A 19,804-nucleotide genomic window follows, 5' to 3' on the forward strand; every position below is an offset into this window, starting at 1 on the left:
GATGACCGCACCCAGCAACGCCCTCGCCGAAGCCCTTGTCGAGACCACTCCGGAAGCCCAGCCGGCACCTGTCACCCGCGACACACGACCGCTGCGTCTCATCACCTGCGGGTCGGTGGACGATGGAAAGTCGACGCTGATCGGGCGCCTGTTGTGGGACACCAAGGCGGTCAAGGAAGACCAGGCGGCCACCCTTGCCCGCGACAGCGGCAGCCAGAACGATCTGGGCCTGCCCGATTTCGCCCTTCTGCTGGACGGTCTGCAGGCCGAGCGGGAACAGGGCATTACCATCGATGTCGCCTATCGCTATTTCGCCTCCGACAAGCGCTCCTTCATCGTCGCCGACACCCCCGGCCATGAGCAATATACCCGCAATATGGCAACCGGGGCCTCGACCGCCGATCTGGCCATACTGCTGGTGGATGCACGCGCCGGCCTTCTGGAGCAGACCCGCCGTCATGCCACCATTGCCGCGCTGATGGGGATCAAGCAGTTCGTGCTGGCGATCAACAAGATCGACCTGACCGATTATGACCGCGCCGGCTTCGAGGCGATCAGCAACGAGTTCAAGACATTGGCGCTGTCGCTTGGCGTGCGTCAGGTGACGACCATTCCGATGTCGGCACTGAAGGGCGAAAACGTGGTCTATTCCGGCGCCGCCGTGATGCCATGGTATGAAGGCCCGACGCTTGTGGAAACACTGGAGCTTGCCACCTTGCGCGGCTCGCAGACCAGCGGTTTCCGCCTGCCGGTGCAGCGCGTCTCGCGTCCGGGCGAAAGCTTTCGCGGCTATCAGGGCACGGTTGCCGGCGGTTCGGTCAAGCCCGGCGACAGCGTGGCCATCCTGCCATCGGGCGCGATTGCCAATGTCAAGCAGATCGTGACTTTCGACCTGGTGCGCAATGCTGCCGTTACCGGCGATGCCATCACGCTGGTGCTCGACCGGCAGGTGGATGTGTCGCGCGGCGACATGATCGTCTCGCTGGAAGGCCAGCCGCAGGCAGGCCTTGCCTTCGACGCCCAGATCGTGGCGCTGCAGGCAGAACCGATCCAGCCGGGCAAGCGCTACTGGCTGAAGGCCGGGTCGCGCCGCCAGCGCGTGCAGGTGCAGCCGGTGTCGCAGCTCGACCTGAAGAGCGGCAAGTGGGGGCCGGCAGACAGCCTCGCCATGAATGCCATCGGCAAGGTGCAGTTGAGTTTCGACGAGACGGCCTTCTTCGATCCGTACGAACAGAACCGCGCCACCGGCGCCTTCATCCTCATCGATCCCGACACCAACAACACAGTGGCCGGCGGGATGATCACGGCCAGGCGTTCGGACATCGGCGGCCTTAACGCCAATGCCGGTCGTGTGATCCTGTCGCTGCCCGCAGACCTTGCAGACGAAGTGATGGCGCTGGAACTCCTCGCCTCACGCCGCGACGAGGTGGAACTGCGCCGCGTGACGGCAGCCAAGGCCAAGCACGTGATCGAGGATCTGGATTGAAGGGGGCTCCCCTTGAGCCCCCGCCATCAGCCGGTGGAGGATGTATGGCGGCCATGGAGCAAGCAGCCGCCTCCCATCACCTCGCTGGGTTTTGTTCGATGACTGATTGTCAAAATCCCGAGCCAGTTCAATCGACGGGTCCTGTTCGTCACCGAAAAATGTAATAGTTGGATCCGTCGTCAACAACTCGCCGACAGAGTCTGTCCCGCGGTACGAAATCACGATTTCCGCGTTTCCGTTTTCGTCCATGATTTTGTATGCGACCGCATAGAAGCCTGCAGCCTCCCACGCTTTGAATTGCTCTTCGTCAATTTCCAAGTTCTCATAGGTGATGATCTCTGAAGCTCCGACGGGACCGCGTTCACCGAGGCCGTCAATATCGACACCATTAACGACGTTGACCCCATCAGATAATCCTGATTTATAGCCTCTATTGTAAGCGTCCATCGAGAGCACTGCAGAAAATAGTTCATTTGAGATGGCCATTTTTTGATTTTTCCTTGCCTCTAAGGACTGCCCAAGTATCTATATCGATGAAATTGCTTGGTCTAAGTCGCTGCTCAATGGTTTGGTCTCGGGCGAGCTCAGGCTGTTGCTCGGGCGGAACAATGAAGCCCGTAGAAGGCAACCATCCCAACACGCTCACCACCTTCCCGTCGGTCAACGCTTCCCCGGTAATCGACATGGTCATGGCGTCGAGCCGGTAGCCGGGGCCGAAGGCGGCTGCGAACTCATCCGGAAGGACATGTTTCACGCTCGCCGGATCGTTGATGTCTTCGAAGGTTACCAGGACTGGGTACTGGTCGGGTGTGAGCGTGCGCGTTTTGCCCTTGTACAAGGTTATCGCCAGCGCAATCGGGATCATGCTGTCGCGCGAGATCGATCCGTTCTGGGGCAACATTTCAGGGACGAAGATACGGGCGGCATAATACTCGCTGGGAAGCAGCGCGAAGAGATAGCGGCCGTTTGGCAGGGCAACGACGGTCGCTTCACCCGTCACCGTCCCATGGGCGGCCCGCATGTCCGGCAGAAGCTTCAGGTCGCGGGTCCAGGCCACCTTGACGACGGAAGACCCCTCGACCGCGCCTTGCGGCGTGACGACACGAATTGTCAGCTTCTGATGCCAGGAATAGGTCGGGAAAATCAGAAACCAGACGCCAACCGCCAAAACCGCAGCGATACCAAGCCTGATATGAGAACGTTTCATTGCGAAAATCTCAAAGACTGAGTTTTGGCATGCAACGTCCAGCTCGACAAGCTGAAGGCCGATGAGAGGCTCGCCGAGTGGTTAGGGAAATGACCAGCGATATTTTAAAGTTCGACCTATGCGACGAGAGATGAGGCGTTACGCCCACCAATTATGGCCGCATCTTGCGATCGACCCTGCCTGTCAGACTACCGCTTCCGTTGACGCAGAAGCTGCGCGGCTTTGTGCCCCGTCGCAACGCTAGCTCCTGCTCGAAAGGCACAGACATATTCCCTCATTCCGCGCCCGAAAACAGCGCCAGACTTCTCGGTGGCATGATGAAGTTGCCGTTGCCGATCACTTCGCGCTCGCGTTCGGGCTGGTGGGTGAAGAGTTCGAGTGTCCAGGCGCAATCGCTGGCGGGTAGGACGAATTCGGTATCCTCGCTAAGCGGGTTGAACAGCATCAGCGCGTCGGACCAGATGCCTTCCTCACCCTTCAGATCATCACGCTTTAATTGCAGTGTCAGCGTATTGTCGTCGAGCCAGTGTTCGGGCAGTTGTTCGCCGCCTGTGGCGTTGAACCAGTGGATCTGGGTGCCGTCGCGCCAGCTTTGTCGGCGCAGCAGCGGCTGGGCCTTGCGAAGGGCAATCAGCCGGCGGGTGAAATCGAGCAGTTCTTCATTGCTGGGTGGCAAATCCTCCCAGTGCAGCCAGGAAATCTCGCTGTCCTGGCAATAGCCGTTGTTATTGCCCATCTGGCTTCGACCGAACTCATCGCCGGCAATCAGCATGGGCGTGCCATGGGAGAAGAACATGGTGGCGAGAAAGTTGCGCTTCTGGCGATCGCGCACCGCGTTGATGGCCTCGTCGTCGGTCGGCCCCTCAACACCATAATTGTGGCTGATATTGTGGTTGTGACCGTCGTTATTGTCCTCGCCATTGGCGTCGTTATGCTTCATGTCATAGGATACGAGGTCGTTGAGCGTGAAGCCGTCATGGGCCGTGATGAAATTGACGCTGGACCATGGACGTCGACCGCGCCGGTCGTAGATATCGCCAGAACCCAGGATGCGGGCAGCGAAATCGGGCGCGGCACCGGCACCGTTCAGCCAGTATTCGCGGCTCGAGTCGCGATATTTGTCGTTCCATTCTGCCCAGCCGGGCGGAAAGCCTCCGACCTGATAACCGCCAGGACCGATATCCCAGGGCTCGCCGATCAGCTTGACGCGCGACAGCGTCGGGTCCTGCATGGCCGCATCGAAGAAGCCGCCGCGCTGATCGAAGCCTTCCGGCTCGCGGCCCAGAATGGTGCCGAGGTCGAAGCGGAAACCATCGACATGCATGTCTTCGGCCCAGTAACGCAGGCTGTCCATCACCATCTGCAACACGCGCGGATGGGAGGTGTTGACGGTATTTCCGGTGCCGGTATCGTTGATATAATAGCGATGATTGTCGGGCAGCGTGCGGTAATAGGAAAAGTTGTCGATGCCCTTGAAGGAGAGCGTTGGTCCGAGCTCGTTTCCTTCTGCGGTATGGTTATAGACCACATCCAGCAGCACCTCGATATTGGCATCGTGGAATGCGCGCACCAGATCGCGGAAGCCTTGCAGGCCGCGCGGCCCGAAATAGCGCGAGGCCGGCGCAAAGAAGCCGATGGTGTTATAGCCCCAGTAGTTCTTCAGCCCCTTGTCGAGCAGATGGCTGTCGTCGGGAAATGCATGAATCGGCATCAGTTCCACGGCGGTGATGCCAAGGCTCTTGATATAATCAACCGCTGCCTTGTGGCCCAGACCTTCAAATGTGCCGCGCAGTTCCTTCGGGATGGCCGGGTTCAGATGAGTGAAGCCTTTCACATGGGTCTCATAGACGATGGTATCGGCCCAACCGATCAGCGGCGGCCGGTCATTGCCCCAGTCGATGGCGGCCGGATCGGTGACGCGGGCCTTGGGCATGAAGGCGGCGCTGTCGCGCTCGTCGAAGCTCAGATCCTTGTCTTCGCTTTCGAGATCGTAGGCAAAGACTTCCGGTCCCCACTTGATGTCGCCAACAAGTTCGCGGGCATAGGGGTCGATCAGAAGCTTGTTGGCGTTGAAGCGGTGGCCATTGGCCGGATCATAGGGACCATGGACGCGGTAGCCATACAGGGCGCCGGGCTTTAAGCCCGGCACATAGCCGTGCCAGATCTCGTTGGTATATTCGGTGAGCGCAAGCCGGGCGATCTCTGTCTTGCCGGTTGGATCGTACAGGCAAAGCTCGACGCCCTCGGCAGTTGCGGAGAACAGGGCAAAATTGACGCCCTCTCCGTCAAAGGTGGCTCCGCGCTTGCTCGGATCGCCGGGTCTCATTTCGAAGGACGTCTTCAGCGTATCCATTGGCTTCTCCATCAGTGCCTGTGCGACTGTAATTCCCAAGAGGGGATTTGGTTCCGCAGTGCAGCAAGACGAGACGGTTTGCGCATGTCCTGCAAACCGGCATTTACCGACCGGTAACCATAATCACGCGTTTTCATAAGTTTAAAATGAACCTAATGCGGTGCTGGGGCATTGGGTGATCAATAGCTTATGGAGACATGACATGACCTTATCCCAAAACGAGACACCGATGGAGACGATCCTCGTTTTAGAGGATAATCCGATGTTGGCACTGGATGCGGCCACTGCGGTGGCCGATGCCGGCTTTGATGTCGCAATCACCGCCCGATGCGGCGAGGCATTGGCAATGCTCGAGGGTGTGCGGTTCAAATGCGCGATCCTTGACTTCAATCTTCTGGATGGCGATTCCGTGATCGTGGCGAAGCGTCTGATGGAGATGGGAACGCCATTTCGCATCGTTTCAGGCCGTCCAATTGCCGAGATCGCGAGTTCGGGCATTCCCGCAGATTTCATATTGGCAAAGCCTGCCGACTATCACGACGTGACGGGCATGCTGACCCGAATGCATGCCTGACATTATCTCTGCTATCCGTCCTCATTTCAGGAACCGCGCATCGACTGGGGCGTTCTTGAGTTGAAGGAGGAGCAATCCGATGGATACCACTTATTGCGATATCGTCCCGCATTCCGGGGGGTGGCTATGCTTGATCGAAGGTCAAAAGCCGCGCGGCTTTAACAGCTTCTGGCTGGCTCTTGCCGCTGCGCGTCAAAGCGCCCAGCAATCGGCAAACGGCAAGCGCATCGTCATACGCCGGCAAGATCCGAGCGGCGCTCTACAGTCAATGGCAGACGATCAGCACGGGTTCAGTTCGTCGCCCCGATCGTAAAAGATCTGACGGTGCCGACTTTGGCTGCCAAATCTATGCTCTAACAGGTGGCACTGGTTCTCAGTCCTGATGTTTTGGTCTTCTGGTCGATTCCCGATGAATGAGCTGGAAGCCGAGATCGACCACTTTGGGCATATCCTGGACGCCTTTTTCGCGGTCGAGCAGCATGCCGACGGCGCAATAGCCCATCTCATAGCGTGGCACCCTTATGGTGGTGAGAGCTGGAACGGAGGTATTGGCGAAACTGAGATCGCTGAAACCACAAATGCCGAAGTCCTCGGGGACACGAATTCCACGCCGCTGACACTCGAACAGGGCGCCGAGCGCGATATCGTCGCTTCGGCAAAAGACGGCGTCTATTTCCGGTGCGGTTTCCAACAATCTGGCCATGAGCCTGGCCCCACCCCGTACACTTGGCGACCGGTCTTCTGAAAAGATGAATGCCGGATCAAATAATCCGAGGGGCGCGAGGATCGAGTGAAAACCGTGATAGCGCCGTTCTGCACGCTTACCGGCAAAATCTCCTAACAGACCGATATGTCGGTAACCGCAATCGACCAGGTGTTGTGCGGCCGCTTTTCCCGCATCGAAGTGATTGATGCCCAGCCCCATATCGATCGGTTCGAGACCGGTATCCATGATCTGCACCAGCGGACAGCCGACCTTTTGCAGAAGCTCCATGCTTTCGACGTGACCCTCGGTGCCAGACACGATGATGCCGGCCGGGTTCTGGCCGAGGAACAGCTTGAGTTGGCGTATTTCCTCGCGCACGTCCATGTGGGAATTTGCGTACTGGATGCGGTATTCCGTCGGCCTTACGCAGTCCTCGATGCCGCTCATGACATTCATGAAAAGATACTCGGCCATGGAGGGCACGAGAACAGCAAAGACACTACTTTTCTTGGTGGCCAGAGTACGCGCGGCAAAGTCGGGCACATAGCCCAGATCGTCCACCAATTTGAGAATGGCGTGACGCAGATTTGGTGACACCTGCTCAGGATTTCGCAAGGCCCGGGATACCGTGATAGCGCTGACACCGGCGGCACGCGCAACATCGGCAAGCGTCACCCGATCATATTCTCTTCGCCGTCTGCCGGGCAAGAAACACCTATCTAATAAAGCATCTAATCACCCATACATATCAAAGTTTCGATTTTTCAAGCGGGAGTTGCATCTGCGCACAACCTCATCCACAGACAAAAGTGGACATTGGTGACAGTGATTGCCGCCAACAGCCATTTTTATTGATTTTACCGATGCTTGAATGGATGCAATTGACGTTTCATTGCAAGCTAGGTTGCCCTGCTGCCAACCCGGCTTAACCGACGGCAAGCCTCACCGTAATCTGACCAACACCCGCAACGGACCGCACAATCTCGACTGCGCGATCCACTTCGGACTGCATCATGACATGACCATCGAGCAACACGTCCCCGTTTTCGGTCAGGATCGCCCGGACATCGGAGGCGTCAATCCCATCGGAAACGGCCAGTTGCTCGGCGATCTTGCTTTCCAGGTCGGCCCGTGTTTCGAACTCCTGCTCAATTTCCGGCGGTTCGCCGTGGAAAGTTTGCGGTTTCTGCACCATGGAAGTTCCTCCAATCCAGCGCAGGGATTGCGCCGTCTTGTGCTGATACGCTCCACGGCACACAATTGTTCCAGCCGTCGCCTGCTCGTCAATCGAGGACGGCAACCGATTTCACCAGAACCCAGACATCGCTGCCCGGCGCGAGCCCAAGTTCGGCGGCAGAACGGGTGGTGACGCGAGACAGCACCGGCGTCTCACCCATCACGGCCCGCACCGTGATCGCGGCCGGGTGCGTTGACGGCGCGATGTCGGTTATCACAGCCGGAATGCTGTTGAGCACGCTGGAATCCGTTTGCGGAGACAAGGCCAGCGTGACATCGCGGGCGCGGATCATCAAACGGACTGGCGCGCCCACCGCACGGTCCGGATCGCGGATCCAGAGGGAGCCGCCCGCAAAATCGGCGCGAGCCAGATGCCACTGCGGATCGCGTTCGCCGATATGGGCCTCGATTGCGACACCGGCGTCCTCGTCGTTTAGCATCGGCAGATCGAGCCGTGCCATGATTTCGCTCACAGGGCCGCTTGCGCGCACCCTGCCCTTGTCGATCAGGACGATATGATCGGCAAGGCGGGCCACTTCATCCGGCGCGTGGGTGACGTAGAGGATGGGAATGGAGAGCGACTTTGGCAGACGCTCGAGATAGGGCAGGATTTCCTCGCGGGCACCATAGTCGAGGGCCGAGAGCGGCTCATCCATCAACAGCAGCCGTGGTTCGGCCAGCAGTGCGCGCCCGACTGCCACGCGCTGGCGTTCGCCGCCGGAGAGATTGGCCGGTGCGCGATCGAGGAGGTGACCAATTCCAAGCAGCGAGACCAAATCATCCACATCGTCGTCTTTGGCCGAGAGCGGTTTCTTCAGCGCGCGCTTGCGGCCATAGAGAAGGTTGTCCCTGACCGACAGGTGGGCGAACAGGTTTGCATCCTGAAAGACATAGCCGACCGCACGCCGGTGCGGCGGCAGAAAGCGCGCCTCGTCCTGCCATGGCGTGCCATCAATTGTAAGCTTTCCCTGCGGCAGGTGGTTGAGACCGGCAAAGCAGCGCAGCAGGCTGGTCTTGCCGCAACCGGAAGGGCCGAACAAGGCGGTGACGCCCCGGTCAGGGAATGCAAAACTGGCATCCAGACGAAAAGCGCCGAGATCGCCAGCAAACCGGGCCTCGATCATCATGTAAAGCGGCTCCGCATGCGCCGTTCACTTGCCATCATGGCGAGAACGACCAGGAAGGCGAAGACCACCATGCCGCCGGCCAGAATATGGGCCTTTTGCCATTCCAGCGTCTCGACATAATCATAGATGGCAATCGACAGCACCTTTGTCTCGCCGGGAATATTGCCACCGATCATCAAAACGACGCCGAATTCGCCCACCGTATGGGCAAAGCCCAGGATGGCGCCGGTCAGGATGCCAGGACGCGCCAGCGGCAAAGCGACGGTGAAAAACCGGTCCAGCGGCGATGCTCTGAGCGTCGCCGCTGCCTCCATGGGCTTGTCGCCAAAGGCCTCGAAGGCATTGCGGATGGGCTGCACGACGAAGGGCATGGAATAGACGACCGATCCAACCACCAGTCCTTCAAAGGTGAAGGGAAGCGCACGACCGAAGACGGCCTGAATGGCCTGGCCCAGCGGACTGGACGGTCCCAGCGCCAGCAGCAGATAGAAACCGAGCACAGTGGGCGGGAGCACCAGCGGCAAAGCGACGATCGCACCGACCGCCTCCTTCCACCATGCCTTCGAGCGGGCCAGCCACCAGGCAATGGGAATGCCGATCAGCAGCAGCAGGATGGTGACGGTGACTGCCAGTTGCAGCGTCAGGAGGATTGTTTCTGCCATGAGCCGATCTCTCAGGAAGCGCTGTCGAGGCCATAGCCGTAGGACTGGATGATCTTCTTCGCCTCAGGGCCCTTTAGAAAATCAAGGAAGGCCTTGGCCGCTTCATTCTGTTCACCGGTTTTCAGCAGAACTGCATCCTGTCGGATGGGCGTGTAGAGATCCTGCGGCACGATCCAGCGGGAGCCCTGTTTAGACGCGATCACCTGCGACAGGGCAACAAAGCCCAAAGCTGCATTGCCGGTTTCGACGAACTGGAAGGTCTGGGCGATGCTGTCGCCCTGAACCAGGCGATCCGCCACGGCATCATAGACGGTCTTCGCCTTCATCACCTCGACGGCAGCGCTGCCATAGGGAGCGGTGTTCGGATTGGCGATCGCGAGTTTTGCAAAGGCATCCGGTATTGCCAGAACGGCTCCGTCCCGGTCGACCAGGGTCTTGTCTGTCGAATAAAGAACCAGCTTGCCCATGGCATAGGTGAAGCGGCTTCCGGCGACGGCAAGACCTTCGTCCTCGGCCTTGGCGGGGCGCACATCGTCAGCGGCCAGGAATATCTGGAACGGGGCACCGTTGGCGATCTGGGTATAGAGCTTGCCGGTGGAACCGAAGCTCAAGATTGCGGTGTTGCCGGTTTTCTTTTCAAATTCCGCGGCAATATCCTTCGCCGTTGCGGTGAAATTGGCGGCGACCGCGACATGGGTTTCGCCGGCTTGAGCGGTTGCGGCAAACAGTGTCAGCGCGGCAAGGATGGAGAGGACAAATTTCATATCGATCACCAGGTTACAGGACAGATGGGAAGGGATCAGGCGAGTGCCAGAATGATCTGGGATGCCTTGATGAGCGCGCGCATCCGGTTTCCGGGCCTGATGCCCATGGCGTCTGCACTGTCATCGGTGACGATGGCGCAGAGTGTCTTGCCCTCGCCGATATCCATCACGACCTCGGTGTTGACGGCACCGGGTTCAACAGAGATCACTGTGCCGGCAATGCTGTTTCTGGCCGAGGTGCGCAAAGTTCCGTCATCCGCCATGAGGATCGGCGTCGAGGCCTTGATCAGGGCATAGGCCTCGACACCAGGCTCGATCTTCAACTCGGTCAGGCTTTTTTCCGTGAGGATGACGGCCATGGTGACATCAGGCGAGATCTTCAGCAGAACTTCGGCATTGACGGCACCATGCTCGACGGCCGTGACGACACCGTGGAATGTGTTGCGCGCACTGGTTTTCATCATCGGGCTCCATATCAGCGACTGCGGGATGGCACCGGCCGCCAGACCGGCTTCCACGCTGGACAGGATTTCTGCAATCGATGCCGTGAGGCGCCGGTGAAGCGACAGCGCTTGCCGCCCCTCCTCCGTCACTTCCGCACCGCCACCCTGCTTGCCGCCGGGCCGTGCGGTAACAATCGGTCTTGGAAAGAGATTGTTGAGCGCATTTACCGCATCCCATGCTCCACGATAGCTGAGGCCAACCTGCTTGGCAGCCGCGGATATGGAGCCGGTCTCGTCGATGGCGTCAAGCAAGGCAAAGCGATCGGCACCGGCGCGGTGGCCATTGGCACCATGGAAATCGAGTGCCGGCCTCAAACTGGTAGCGTTCATGTCAGCGCCTTTCATCGTTATGCAGATAAACTACATAACGATGAAAATAGCGAAATAAGGGTTTTTGGCAAGTGCGACTGCAGGGACCGCATTTTTGGCAATTGCCGGCACCCAGCGAAAAAATGCAGGTGGCTGACACAGCCGCTATAGGAACTTACCCGACTGCCCGGTCTTCCTTTTGACCGACAAGCAGATCGATCTGTCTGAGCGTCGCTTCAAAGGCGGTCTGCATTTTTTCAAAAATGGATGCCAGTTCGGTCTCGGATGGTGCATCCAGCATGCGAAGATGCTTTTCCATCTTGGCCGCCAGCGCCGAGAGACCGACAGCACCGATCATAGCGCTGGAACTCTTGATTGTGTGCGCCGGCAGAATTGCCAGTTTCTCGTCGCCGTTGTGCAAAGCCTGCCGGATCGCTTCCATGTAGTCGGCTGTATCATTGCGGTAGAAGGACATGAGCGTATCGAACTTCTTCATCGATGCGCGGGTTCGCTTGAAGACGACGACATCCATGATCGATAGGTCCTGATCACTGCCCTGCTGCATGGGCGGTGCTTCAGCCACCAGCGTCAGTTTTGGCAAAGCGGTATCCGGGCTTTGAGAGATCTCGGTTCGCCGCACCTCTTCGACGGTCTCCAGCGGTGACGAGATAGCCAAAGGCTGGTTGGCTTCCTCGACGGGTGTCGCCGTGGCTGGCGCAGTGCTGACGGCTGGTCCTGTGCGGTTCCTGGTCAGCCCACCAAATTCATCCATCGTGACCAGACGTTCGAACATGTCGCTTAAGCTTTGGGTCTGCAGCGGCTTGACAACGAACTCGTCCATCCCGGCCCTTAGACATTTCTCCCTGTCGCCCTTCAGCGCATTGGCCGTGAGCGCGACGATCGGAACGCGGCGAATCCTGTCTTCCGACATCAACTGACGGAGAATTTCGGCTGCCTCGTATCCGTCCATGTCCGGCATCTGGCAGTCCATGAAAATCAAGTCGAAATCACCTGTCTGCGCGACAGAAATGGCCTTGCGTGCATCCGTGACCGTGACCACCTGGAAACCGTATTCACTCAGGAACTCCTCGGCGATCAGCAGATTCACGTGGTTGTCATCGACCAGCAGCAGCTTGTAACCGTCAAACCGGCGCGTGGACCTTGGCGCGCGCTTCGCTGACGCTTCTGGCGAGATCAGTTCGTCTCCGTCCGCCATAACGCGCATGACGGTTTCCATGAGGCCCGTGGGCGCAAAGGGTTTGACTACGACGCCATCGAAAGCAACGTAATTCCGGTTGCTTTGCATTTCGCCCAATATGACCGATTTGGCTGCCGGCGCGATCTTGCCCTTGATCGCATTCCATTCGTCCTTGGCGTGATGCACATCCCCGTCATCGTTGAACAGGATAAGGCTGAAGTTCTCGCGACCGCCTTCCGGTCCTGCCAAAAGACGACTGGAAAGATCCCGTGTGTAGCGGAAGCGTTTCGGTCGGACGCCCGCATTGGCAAGGGCCTTGTCGACAATGGCTGCAACACCGTCGGAATTGCTGACGATGGCAATCTCGCCAAACTTCCAGATTGGCATCTGCTCCTGTTGTTCGACAGCAGCCGGCAGCGAGACATAGAAGGTGGAGCCCTTTCCGCGCTCGCTTTCAACCGTGATGGTTCCGCCCATGGCATCGCAAAGCTGTTTGCAGATGGCCAGTCCCAGGCCCGTGCCCCCGTAATTGCGTGTGGTTGCCGCATTGGCCTGGCTGAAGCGCTTGAACAGGCGATCCGCCTCTTCCTGCTTCATGCCAATACCCTGGTCTCTGACCGCGATAACGACATGGCCCTCCCCCGATTGCGAGGGCGTGAAGGAGACCGACACGACAATTTCGCCCACCTCGGTAAACTTGATGGCATTCGATACGAGATTGGAAAGGATCTGGCGCAGGCGCATGGGGTCGACCACCACGGCAGTGGGAACGTCAACATCGATATCCAGCAGCAAGCCGATGCCCTTGGCGCGAGCATTGGCGGTAAAGAAGCTGAGCGTTTCGCGAAGCTGGGCGGGCAAATCGATGCGGACCGCGTCGATGGCCAACTGACCGCTCTCCAGCTTCGACATGTCGAGAATATCGTTCAGGATACCCAGCAGTGTCATGCCCGAGGTCTTGATCTGATCGGCATAGCGCTGCTGCGCCGGTGTCAGACTGGATCTGGCAAGCAATTCAGACATGCCCAGAACGCCATTCAGCGGCGTGCGGATTTCGTGGCTCATATTGGCCAGAAATTCCGACTTGGCATTATTGGCCACACGTTCGCGTTCGGCTGCCTGTTGCAAGGTTTTTCGCACGGCCTGATTGCGGAATTCCGCCATGATGAACAACCCGGTCGCAATCGAAGACAGGGTCAATATGCCGAGCACGAAGAACAACAGCGTTGCTCCGCCCTTGAAATCGCCTCTCAGTTCGAGAACCATGTTGAGATTGTTGGAGGCGAGCACGGGAACGGATTTGGTCTGCGACATGACCAGTTGCAGCAGGCTCCTGTTGTCGACCTGCTCGATCTCCAGTTCGCGATACATTCCATCGGCCGTATAGTGGACCCCGACCAGTTGCGCATTGCGCAATTCGGCAGCCGACTGCATCAGAAGCTGGTGCATGTCGATGACCGCATAGGTCACAAGAAACGGATCAAGATGGGATCTCAGCCCCAGTGCATTGGGTGCCCTGGTACTTTGAGCGAAGACCAGATCGTCCTCGCTCAAACGGCTGAAAACCGAGGCTGGTTTGAAGGCTTTTGCGAAGAATGCAACCTGACCGGGCTGCGCGTTCAACGCTGCGAGAATCTCCGGGAAATCAGCCGCTTTCGGATCCATATGAGATGTTTGGCTATAATAGATCTGCGGCGAACCTGGATGATCGGAGCGGACATAGCCAAGCTCGGTCATATAGGGTGACACCCGACTGATCCGACTGAGCTTGGCCTTGATCTGATCCTCCATGCCCGATGCGACAAAGGTCGACAGATCCTTCAAGCGGATGGCCACCGTATCCAGTTTCTGGCGCACCAGTTTCGATGCATTGTCGGTGTCCTGTTCAAAATCTGCCATGCTGACTCGCACGGCAGAAATGACCAACCAGGCCAGCAGGGATGCCGTCAGGACAAGTATCAGCGCAACGAGAAAATATCTCGGACGGATGGCTATCCGTGTCGTTCCGTCAGCCGTCATGGACTAGCACCTGAATGCCTGTCGCAATTGCATGATTGCCGTCGCTTCGTTGCCCGCCTCATTGTAGGTCAGGCCGTCGAAAATGAAATCCACTGCCCGCGCAATGCCGCGACCGCACAAGGCCGAAGGCGAAGGCGGTCCATCCACCAGACAGGGCTTCCAGTCGAAGCCCGGACCGGGATCCTTGACGGTGAGGACGAGCGAATCCGGACGTCGGAGCATGTTTGCTTCGACGATGCCGTGCCCATATGCCGGATCGCGGGCGCGGTCGGCCATCGCCTGCAGCCATGTGCCGTTTGACAGCAAACGCTCCTTGGTCTCCCTGTTGAAGCGCAGCAAGCCATGCTCCACGGCGTTTTGAACGAGTTCGTAGATACCCTGGATCACCGTTTCCGGATGGGGATGGACATTGGCCAACAGACGACAGACGCGTTCAACCTCTGACGCCTTGGACAGGGTGGTGCGCAGGATCTGCACATTGGCGAAACCCGCTTGCAGACCCTGGGGTTTCTCGGTGATGACCTGCATGCGGCGCGAACGCTGCATCGCCGAATCCAGCACCGATCTGACAATTTCAGGGATCACGGGTTTGGAGAGATAATAGAAGGCTCCCGCCTCGATGCCGGACGCGATTTCGTCCACTTCCATGGCCCCGGTCAAGATGACGATCGGAATATCGGCAGCCTTCGGATCGCGCTTGAGCCGGCGCGTCAGTGCCAGGCCGTCCATCACCGGCATCAGCCGGTCCGTGACCACCAGATCCACGCAACCGGGATCTTCTCGCAGCAGGGCATAGGCATCGGCACCGTTTTCCGCGGTATCGACGCAATAGCCGAGGCTCTCGAGAAGGGCCTTCAAAATCTGAATGCCGATCCGGTCATCGTCAACCAGCAGAACGCGTCCGCCGCTCGAGGAAAATGTCTGGGTTTCCGTGGGTGGAGCGACGTAGTCAAGCATCAGAGTTCTCCTGAAGCTGCGCAAATGCCATGCTGTCGAAACGGAAGCCTGCCGTAGGCGAACTCTCGGCTTTCATCGGATGCCGTGCCAAATGGGCGCCCGAAGATGGTGCGCGGCATTGCGACAGGCGTGTGAGACAGCCAAGGCCTTGAATGGCCAAATTTCTGGCATGCTGCATTGCTGTGGGGATTTGGGGACGCAGAGACATTGTCGTAGACGGCAAAATCCAATCGGGATCCGATGCCATATCCGACACGATGATCTTTCCGACTGCCGCCATTGACGCCTCCCTTGCCATGGGCAAAGGGATATCACGCACATCATTAAGAACTATCTAATTTAGATTCTGTTGAATCTATTTTAGCGTGCTTATTGATAAGAATACATATTTATAAGTGTTCTACTGAACATGACGGCACCGGCTTGGACGGGCAGAACAAATGCACAGGCTGCACCGGAAAATCGTAAGATTGATTGCCGCTAGAAACTCTATACCAGGATGTATTGAACCGGTTACCAAAGCCGGAGCATGGGCATCTGCGAATTACAAAGCGGACATCTTGATATTCTTCAACGCCAGAGCGCTTTGAGTTTTTTGAAGAGATTCTTCGTGCGGCTCTTTGATCTAACACTCAGGGATATCAAGGGGACATCGAACAGGCGCGATGCGGCGACGACAAAGCCTGAGGTGTGGCCGTAAACGCTGTAGCTTTTTGCCTTCTTGGCATGACCAATCAGAAAAAAATCGCCCATTGTCTGAGCAATGGTTGTCGTGTCAGAACTTAGGCCGGTATGGACCGGTATTGCGTCGCTGACGCGGAAACACTTCCTGTGATTGCGGATATATTCCTGAAATTCCAGTGAGTCCGTGATGACAATATCGTCGTGTTCTCCATGCCGGTCCAACGCTTGTATGGCACGCCGCAATTGGGATTTTTCCCCTCGAACCAAACCCGCATCCCCCAAGCGGAAGTGGAAGATATTGTAGGGCTCGGACGGCATGACCTGTGCCAGATGCTGCTCGAAGATTGGGTTTGGCGTCATGACCTGGCGAACCAATTTGCTCCAGTCGGCCGACGACTCCGCGGGCCAGTTGCGACCACCATTGGTGTTAAGGACCAAGCGGTCGCTGACAGCGAGGGCATTGGTGAGACGTTCCGACACCTCCTCCGGAGGGCCGAACGTCCAGAATTCGACATCGCCGGGGTCGGCGCCAACGCTGTTGGCAGGCGTGAATATATTTGAGACAGGATGTCCGGTTATATCGAGAACATAGCCAGCACCGATGGCCTTGCAGGCATCGAACAGAACATTGGAGCCCCGGAGCAGATCACCAATACCCCAGAATCCGTCTTTTGCGGTCTGCTCATAGTTTCGGGCTTTTTGGGTCCAAGCCTGGACGACAATCTTTTCTGCCACGTTCTCTCTCGATCTTCGCGTTCCCCTCGGTCGGGTGCTTCATCGCAACAAGGTTTGATGGCGTCAAGCACAGTTGCAGCTCGGACAAAAACAGCTTCGCGATCGTCGGCATTGGGCTTCGATCTTGCGCACTCAGCCGGCTGGAAGCATTGCGCGCGACAAAGTCGAAAAGCCCGTCAAGCAGATGCCTCCTTACGAATACCAGCACGCAGGAAGCTGAACAGCGGGTTTGCCAGACAGATTAATATTGTCGAGTGGATGCGGAAACTGCCGGTTTGGTTGTGACGATGCGATTCTGTCTTTCCTGAGGAAAGTGAATTCCAGCACAGGAGGCGCCTCCAACCCGCGCATCTGCACCGATTCCGCGCAGTTATTGGGATGGATATGAACAATTTCAAAGCTTTTCAACAACTTTTCAAAAGTTGCGTTGATAATGGGAAGTGACCTTTTCGAGAATATTCCATCAAGCCCATGAAACTCGATCACCATGATCCGAAACCGCCGCAACAGTCCGTCACTGACGGAGAGAATCGTTTCGTATTCAAATCCTTCGATATCCATCTGCAACAGGAGATCACTGTCACCCGGCGCTTTCGCGTCTACCCAGCCGTCGAGAGTGATAAAGTCTTCAGTCTCCACGGCACCGATGAATTTCTTCATAAAGTCAAATTTCGGGTGCTGAACCGGTAAGCCGTCGACGGAAAAATCGGCCATGAAGCAAGGGATATCTCTTGCCGCAACATCCAGTTCGAAGTCCGAAGAATCTTTAACGCCGGGAGAGAAGCAAGCGGTTATACCTTCCAGATCATCGGGAACAAGGTATCCACCGTCCATCGCGGAGCCGAAACGCAGAAGAGGAAAATCGGTGACAAGTGGTCTGATCTTTCTCAGAAATGCTTCGGACCTGTCTTTTTTTTCAGCCTTTTCGAAGAAATAGCCACGTCGAAGAGCCCATTTCCCAAATGTCGATCTCAGTCCCATTCTTCCCTCACATTCCAAAATCTTGCGAACGGCGCGGCTGATTACAGTGAAGTTTGGCAGCGCGAAGTGCAACCGACACTGCAATGCCGCAACTTCGTTCATAGGGCAAGCGATCATCTGGTGGTGATCCACCGAGGTATCGATGGGGAAAGAAGGAGTGACATTGCCTGAAAATCGGCCAGAAAGGTGGCACGACCTTCGCTCCTCCTGGGAGCGGCTCGCACCGGCGGGCTTCCAAGCCCGTCAGTCGGAGCAGCCTCTGACACACGCCCGCAAGCCAGAACACCAACCGCCAACAAAACTGGCGATTGCAAAAAAGACAAATGATTTCAGGAGTTTTTGGCTGGTCGGAGTGGCAAGATTCGAACTTGCGACCCCCACGTCCCGAACGTGGTGCGCTACCAGACTGCGCTACACTCCGCGACCAGCGGCGTTTTCATAAACCAGCCTTTTTTCATGCACAAGCGGGAATGTGAAAAACATACGACGAAAGTCTCAATTGTTGAGACCGGTATTCATCCGCCTGTCTGTCGGCCTCGTCGCTGTTGACGGGAACAGCTGCAAACGTGACACGCTTGCATCAGATGAGATAATTTAACGGGAGGTCGCCTTGAGCGATTTCACCCGTGTACGAATGGGTTTACACGGGGGCTGTTGACGATGGGACTGGCACGGCGCGCCCTGGACTTGCGGGCTTGCAGATTGCGCAATTCTCCTTCGTTTGAATTGTTCACTCTTAAGGGAAGACAGATGAATTTTCGCGCGACCGTCACGACAGGCCTGATACTGGCACTTGCAGGATGCACAACCACGGGTGCGCCACGCAATGATGTCGAAGCGCGCTGGAACGGGCAGCAGGCCGGTGCCTTTTTTGCCAAGTTCGGTCCGCCGATCAGCGATGCGGCCGCCGGCGGCAGCACGCTCTACACCTGGCGTGGCGGATACCAGACACGGACGATCCCGGCGGTTTACGAGACCATCAATGGCAAGAAGGGCAAAATGCTGCATTCGGCCCGCACCGAATATGTGCGCTGCGAAGCGCAGTTGACCGTTTCCCCAGATTACGTAATCCGCAGCGTGCGTCTGGTGGTCGACAAACCCGGCATCGATGGCGGCCCGAGCTACTGCGAAGAATTCCTCGGCAAGCCATAAACGCAGCACGTCTTCCTGCCGACAGAGACACTGCGCTCCACCATCCGGCGCAGCGCAGTTTTCCCTGGAATCCTGTTTTCGTCGAGCGGGCGGTCAGGCCGACATCAACTCGAAGAAATCGATATAGGTCGTGTTGATCATGGACAGCGATTCCATGCCGAGCTTGCGCTGGGTTTCCAGCGCCTTGAAACGCGTCGCTTCCTCATTGAGATCGGCATCGACCATGCGGCCAACCCCATAGGTCAGCGAGTCCTGCAGATCCTTGACAAAGCTTGTCTGCAGCTCCACGCGCCTGGATAGCGCGCCCACGGAAGAGCTGACATCCGTCACGCGTTCAGCCATCGCGTCAACGACGCTGATCATCTCCTCGATTTCCGCATCGGTGGTGTTTTCACCGATGGTCATCTCATCATAGGTCGGACCATTTTCGCCATTGAACATGACCCATGTCCTGGAGGTGCCAAGGGCTGCGGCAAAGCCGCTTCCGGTCAGAATGCCGCTGTCGCCCGAGAGATCGTCGACGAGGAAATTGACGTCCGTGGTGCCCGCCGTTCCGGCGATCTCGTAATTGACATCGGTGACCTTGATCTCACCACTTGTTTCGCGATGAAACGAGCCGACCAGCGACCGATCGCGGTCATCCACGGTTGAGGTGCGCCACATCCAGTTCTCACCCGAGAATGAGGAAGCATGGGCGATGGTCTGAAGCTCCTGCTTGTAGACCGTCAGCTCCTCATTGATCTTGTCGCGATCGACACCCGGCTCGCGGGCCAGGACAAGACGCTGTTTGAACGCCGCCATGAGATCGGTCGCGCTCTCAAATCCATTATATGCGGTATCGACAACAGCGCTGGCCATTCCCAGGGCATCTTCCACTGCAGCCAAGGTCTGATTGTCGGACCGCATGGTGGTTGCGATCGACCAATAGGCAGCATCGTCACTGGCGGTGGCAACGCGGTAGCCGCTTTGCATGCGTGAAAGAGAGTTGTTTCGCTGGCTATCAGTGGAGCGAAGGATATCGAGAGCGCCAAGCGCCGCACTATTGGTATTGAAGCTAATCATGACACACTCACGCAAAAACAACATCAGACAGCTAACGCAACAGACTACGGAACCGCTGCATTCGCCAACAGAAACCTCCAACGCAATAC

The 19,804-nt window shown here is 57.5% G+C and carries 18 protein-coding genes and 1 tRNA gene; 4 read left to right on the forward strand and 15 right to left on the reverse strand.

Annotation, left to right across the window (positions count from 1 at the left end):
* Window position 1: 1 nt before the first annotated feature.
* Window positions 2–1,486 (forward strand): sulfate adenylyltransferase subunit CysN, encoded by a 1,485-nt coding sequence (gene cysN / locus ACWPM9_RS15735; protein WP_428185544.1) that lies wholly within the window; start codon window positions 2–4, stop codon window positions 1,484–1,486.
* On the opposite strand, the gene ACWPM9_RS15740 is transcribed toward cysN, so the two are convergent.
* The 3 genes from ACWPM9_RS15740 to glgX all read right to left on the reverse strand — a co-directional run bounded on the left by ACWPM9_RS15740 (window position 1,412) and on the right by glgX (window position 5,046).
* Window positions 1,412–1,972 (reverse strand): hypothetical protein, encoded by a 561-nt coding sequence (locus ACWPM9_RS15740; RefSeq protein WP_484755748.1) that lies wholly within the window; start codon window positions 1,970–1,972, stop codon window positions 1,412–1,414. The genes cysN and ACWPM9_RS15740 overlap by 75 nt on opposite strands.
* A complete protein-coding gene (locus tag ACWPM9_RS15745) occupies window positions 1,956–2,693 on the reverse strand; it encodes a hypothetical protein (protein WP_484755749.1) in 738 nt (245 codons plus the stop codon). The genes ACWPM9_RS15740 and ACWPM9_RS15745 overlap by 17 nt, the downstream gene beginning before the upstream one ends.
* A gap of 274 nt (window positions 2,694–2,967) precedes the next feature.
* The gene (glgX, locus tag ACWPM9_RS15750; protein ID WP_484755750.1) at window positions 2,968–5,046 is read right to left on the reverse strand and encodes a glycogen debranching protein GlgX; all 2,079 of its coding nucleotides are present in this window, start codon (window positions 5,044–5,046) and stop codon (window positions 2,968–2,970) included.
* A gap of 202 nt (window positions 5,047–5,248) precedes the next feature.
* Here glgX and ACWPM9_RS15755 point away from each other — a divergent pair, with 202 nt between their 5' ends.
* Together ACWPM9_RS15755 and ACWPM9_RS15760 are read left to right on the forward strand one after the other, a co-directional pair.
* Entirely contained in the window at window positions 5,249–5,620 is a 372-nt protein-coding gene (locus tag ACWPM9_RS15755) for a response regulator (protein ID WP_428185547.1), read from the forward strand.
* 79 nt (window positions 5,621–5,699) lie between these two features.
* Window positions 5,700–5,933, forward strand: coding sequence for a hypothetical protein (locus ACWPM9_RS15760; RefSeq protein WP_484755751.1), 234 nt, complete (start codon window positions 5,700–5,702; stop codon window positions 5,931–5,933).
* Between the two features lie 60 nt (window positions 5,934–5,993).
* Here the strand turns inward: ACWPM9_RS15760 and ACWPM9_RS15765 are convergent, their stop codons facing one another.
* The 11 genes from ACWPM9_RS15765 to ACWPM9_RS15815 all read right to left on the reverse strand — a co-directional run bounded on the left by ACWPM9_RS15765 (window position 5,994) and on the right by ACWPM9_RS15815 (window position 17,922).
* The gene (locus ACWPM9_RS15765; protein WP_484755752.1) at window positions 5,994–7,001 is read right to left on the reverse strand and encodes a LacI family DNA-binding transcriptional regulator; all 1,008 of its coding nucleotides are present in this window, start codon (window positions 6,999–7,001) and stop codon (window positions 5,994–5,996) included.
* 250 nt (window positions 7,002–7,251) lie between these two features.
* Window positions 7,252–7,521, reverse strand: coding sequence for a BON domain-containing protein (locus ACWPM9_RS15770; protein ID WP_484755753.1), 270 nt, complete (start codon window positions 7,519–7,521; stop codon window positions 7,252–7,254).
* A gap of 88 nt (window positions 7,522–7,609) precedes the next feature.
* Window positions 7,610–8,689, reverse strand: a complete 1,080-nt coding sequence (gene modC / locus ACWPM9_RS15775) for a molybdenum ABC transporter ATP-binding protein (protein WP_484755754.1) — start codon at window positions 8,687–8,689, stop codon at window positions 7,610–7,612.
* The gene (gene modB, locus ACWPM9_RS15780) at window positions 8,686–9,351 is read right to left on the reverse strand and encodes a molybdate ABC transporter permease subunit (RefSeq protein WP_484755755.1); all 666 of its coding nucleotides are present in this window, start codon (window positions 9,349–9,351) and stop codon (window positions 8,686–8,688) included. Before modB ends, modC begins: the two co-directional genes overlap by 4 nt.
* 11 nt (window positions 9,352–9,362) lie before the next feature.
* A complete protein-coding gene (modA, locus tag ACWPM9_RS15785; protein ID WP_484755756.1) occupies window positions 9,363–10,115 on the reverse strand; it encodes a molybdate ABC transporter substrate-binding protein in 753 nt (250 codons plus the stop codon).
* Window positions 10,116–10,150: 35 nt separating this feature from the next.
* Window positions 10,151–10,948 (reverse strand): TOBE domain-containing protein, encoded by a 798-nt coding sequence (locus ACWPM9_RS15790; protein ID WP_428185554.1) that lies wholly within the window; start codon window positions 10,946–10,948, stop codon window positions 10,151–10,153.
* Between the two features lie 154 nt (window positions 10,949–11,102).
* Entirely contained in the window at window positions 11,103–14,144 is a 3,042-nt protein-coding gene (locus ACWPM9_RS15795; RefSeq protein WP_484755757.1) for an ATP-binding protein, read from the reverse strand.
* A 3-nt stretch (window positions 14,145–14,147) separates the two neighbouring features.
* Window positions 14,148–15,101, reverse strand: a complete 954-nt coding sequence (locus ACWPM9_RS15800; RefSeq protein WP_484755758.1) for a response regulator — start codon at window positions 15,099–15,101, stop codon at window positions 14,148–14,150.
* 570 nt (window positions 15,102–15,671) lie between these two features.
* The gene (locus ACWPM9_RS15805; protein ID WP_484755759.1) at window positions 15,672–16,520 is read right to left on the reverse strand and encodes a hypothetical protein; all 849 of its coding nucleotides are present in this window, start codon (window positions 16,518–16,520) and stop codon (window positions 15,672–15,674) included.
* Window positions 16,521–16,712: 192 nt separating this feature from the next.
* Complete coding sequence (locus ACWPM9_RS15810; protein WP_484755760.1) at window positions 16,713–17,603, reverse strand: FkbM family methyltransferase; 891 nt, start codon at window positions 17,601–17,603, stop codon at window positions 16,713–16,715.
* A 242-nt stretch (window positions 17,604–17,845) separates the two neighbouring features.
* A tRNA-Pro gene (locus ACWPM9_RS15815) sits at window positions 17,846–17,922 on the reverse strand.
* Window positions 17,923–18,251: 329 nt separating this feature from the next.
* Between ACWPM9_RS15815 and ACWPM9_RS15820 the strand changes: the two genes are divergently transcribed.
* Complete coding sequence (locus tag ACWPM9_RS15820) at window positions 18,252–18,653, forward strand: hypothetical protein (RefSeq protein WP_484755761.1); 402 nt, start codon at window positions 18,252–18,254, stop codon at window positions 18,651–18,653.
* A 93-nt stretch (window positions 18,654–18,746) separates the two neighbouring features.
* Here ACWPM9_RS15820 and ACWPM9_RS15825 read toward each other — a convergent pair whose 3' ends face one another.
* Entirely contained in the window at window positions 18,747–19,715 is a 969-nt protein-coding gene (locus ACWPM9_RS15825; RefSeq protein ID WP_484755762.1) for a flagellin N-terminal helical domain-containing protein, read from the reverse strand.
* Between the last annotated feature and the right edge of the window lie 89 nt (window positions 19,716–19,804).

The sequence above is a fragment of the Agrobacterium sp. H141 genome, from assembly GCF_057158725.1.

Bases quoted from the DNA above. Each gene is read 5' to 3' on its own strand.
- cysN (WP_428185544.1), top strand. From the start codon at position 2: ATGACCGCACCCAGCAACGCCCTCGCCGAAGCCCTTGTCGAGACCACT.
- ACWPM9_RS15740 (WP_484755748.1), bottom strand. From the start codon at position 1,972: ATGGCCATCTCAAATGAACTATTTTCTGCAGTGCTCTCGATGGACGCT.
- ACWPM9_RS15745 (WP_484755749.1), bottom strand. From the start codon at position 2,693: ATGAAACGTTCTCATATCAGGCTTGGTATCGCTGCGGTTTTGGCGGTT.
- glgX (WP_484755750.1), bottom strand. From the start codon at position 5,046: ATGGATACGCTGAAGACGTCCTTCGAAATGAGACCCGGCGATCCGAGC.
- ACWPM9_RS15755 (WP_428185547.1), top strand. From the start codon at position 5,249: ATGACCTTATCCCAAAACGAGACACCGATGGAGACGATCCTCGTTTTA.
- ACWPM9_RS15760 (WP_484755751.1), top strand. From the start codon at position 5,700: ATGGATACCACTTATTGCGATATCGTCCCGCATTCCGGGGGGTGGCTA.
- ACWPM9_RS15770 (WP_484755753.1), bottom strand. From the start codon at position 7,521: ATGGTGCAGAAACCGCAAACTTTCCACGGCGAACCGCCGGAAATTGAG.
- modC (WP_484755754.1), bottom strand. From the start codon at position 8,689: ATGATGATCGAGGCCCGGTTTGCTGGCGATCTCGGCGCTTTTCGTCTG.
- modB (WP_484755755.1), bottom strand. From the start codon at position 9,351: ATGGCAGAAACAATCCTCCTGACGCTGCAACTGGCAGTCACCGTCACC.
- modA (WP_484755756.1), bottom strand. From the start codon at position 10,115: ATGAAATTTGTCCTCTCCATCCTTGCCGCGCTGACACTGTTTGCCGCA.
- ACWPM9_RS15790 (WP_428185554.1), bottom strand. From the start codon at position 10,948: ATGAACGCTACCAGTTTGAGGCCGGCACTCGATTTCCATGGTGCCAAT.
- ACWPM9_RS15795 (WP_484755757.1), bottom strand. From the start codon at position 14,144: ATGACGGCTGACGGAACGACACGGATAGCCATCCGTCCGAGATATTTT.
- ACWPM9_RS15800 (WP_484755758.1), bottom strand. From the start codon at position 15,101: ATGCTTGACTACGTCGCTCCACCCACGGAAACCCAGACATTTTCCTCG.
- ACWPM9_RS15810 (WP_484755760.1), bottom strand. From the start codon at position 17,603: ATGAACGAAGTTGCGGCATTGCAGTGTCGGTTGCACTTCGCGCTGCCA.
- ACWPM9_RS15820 (WP_484755761.1), top strand. From the start codon at position 18,252: ATGAATTTTCGCGCGACCGTCACGACAGGCCTGATACTGGCACTTGCA.
- ACWPM9_RS15825 (WP_484755762.1), bottom strand. From the start codon at position 19,715: ATGATTAGCTTCAATACCAATAGTGCGGCGCTTGGCGCTCTCGATATC.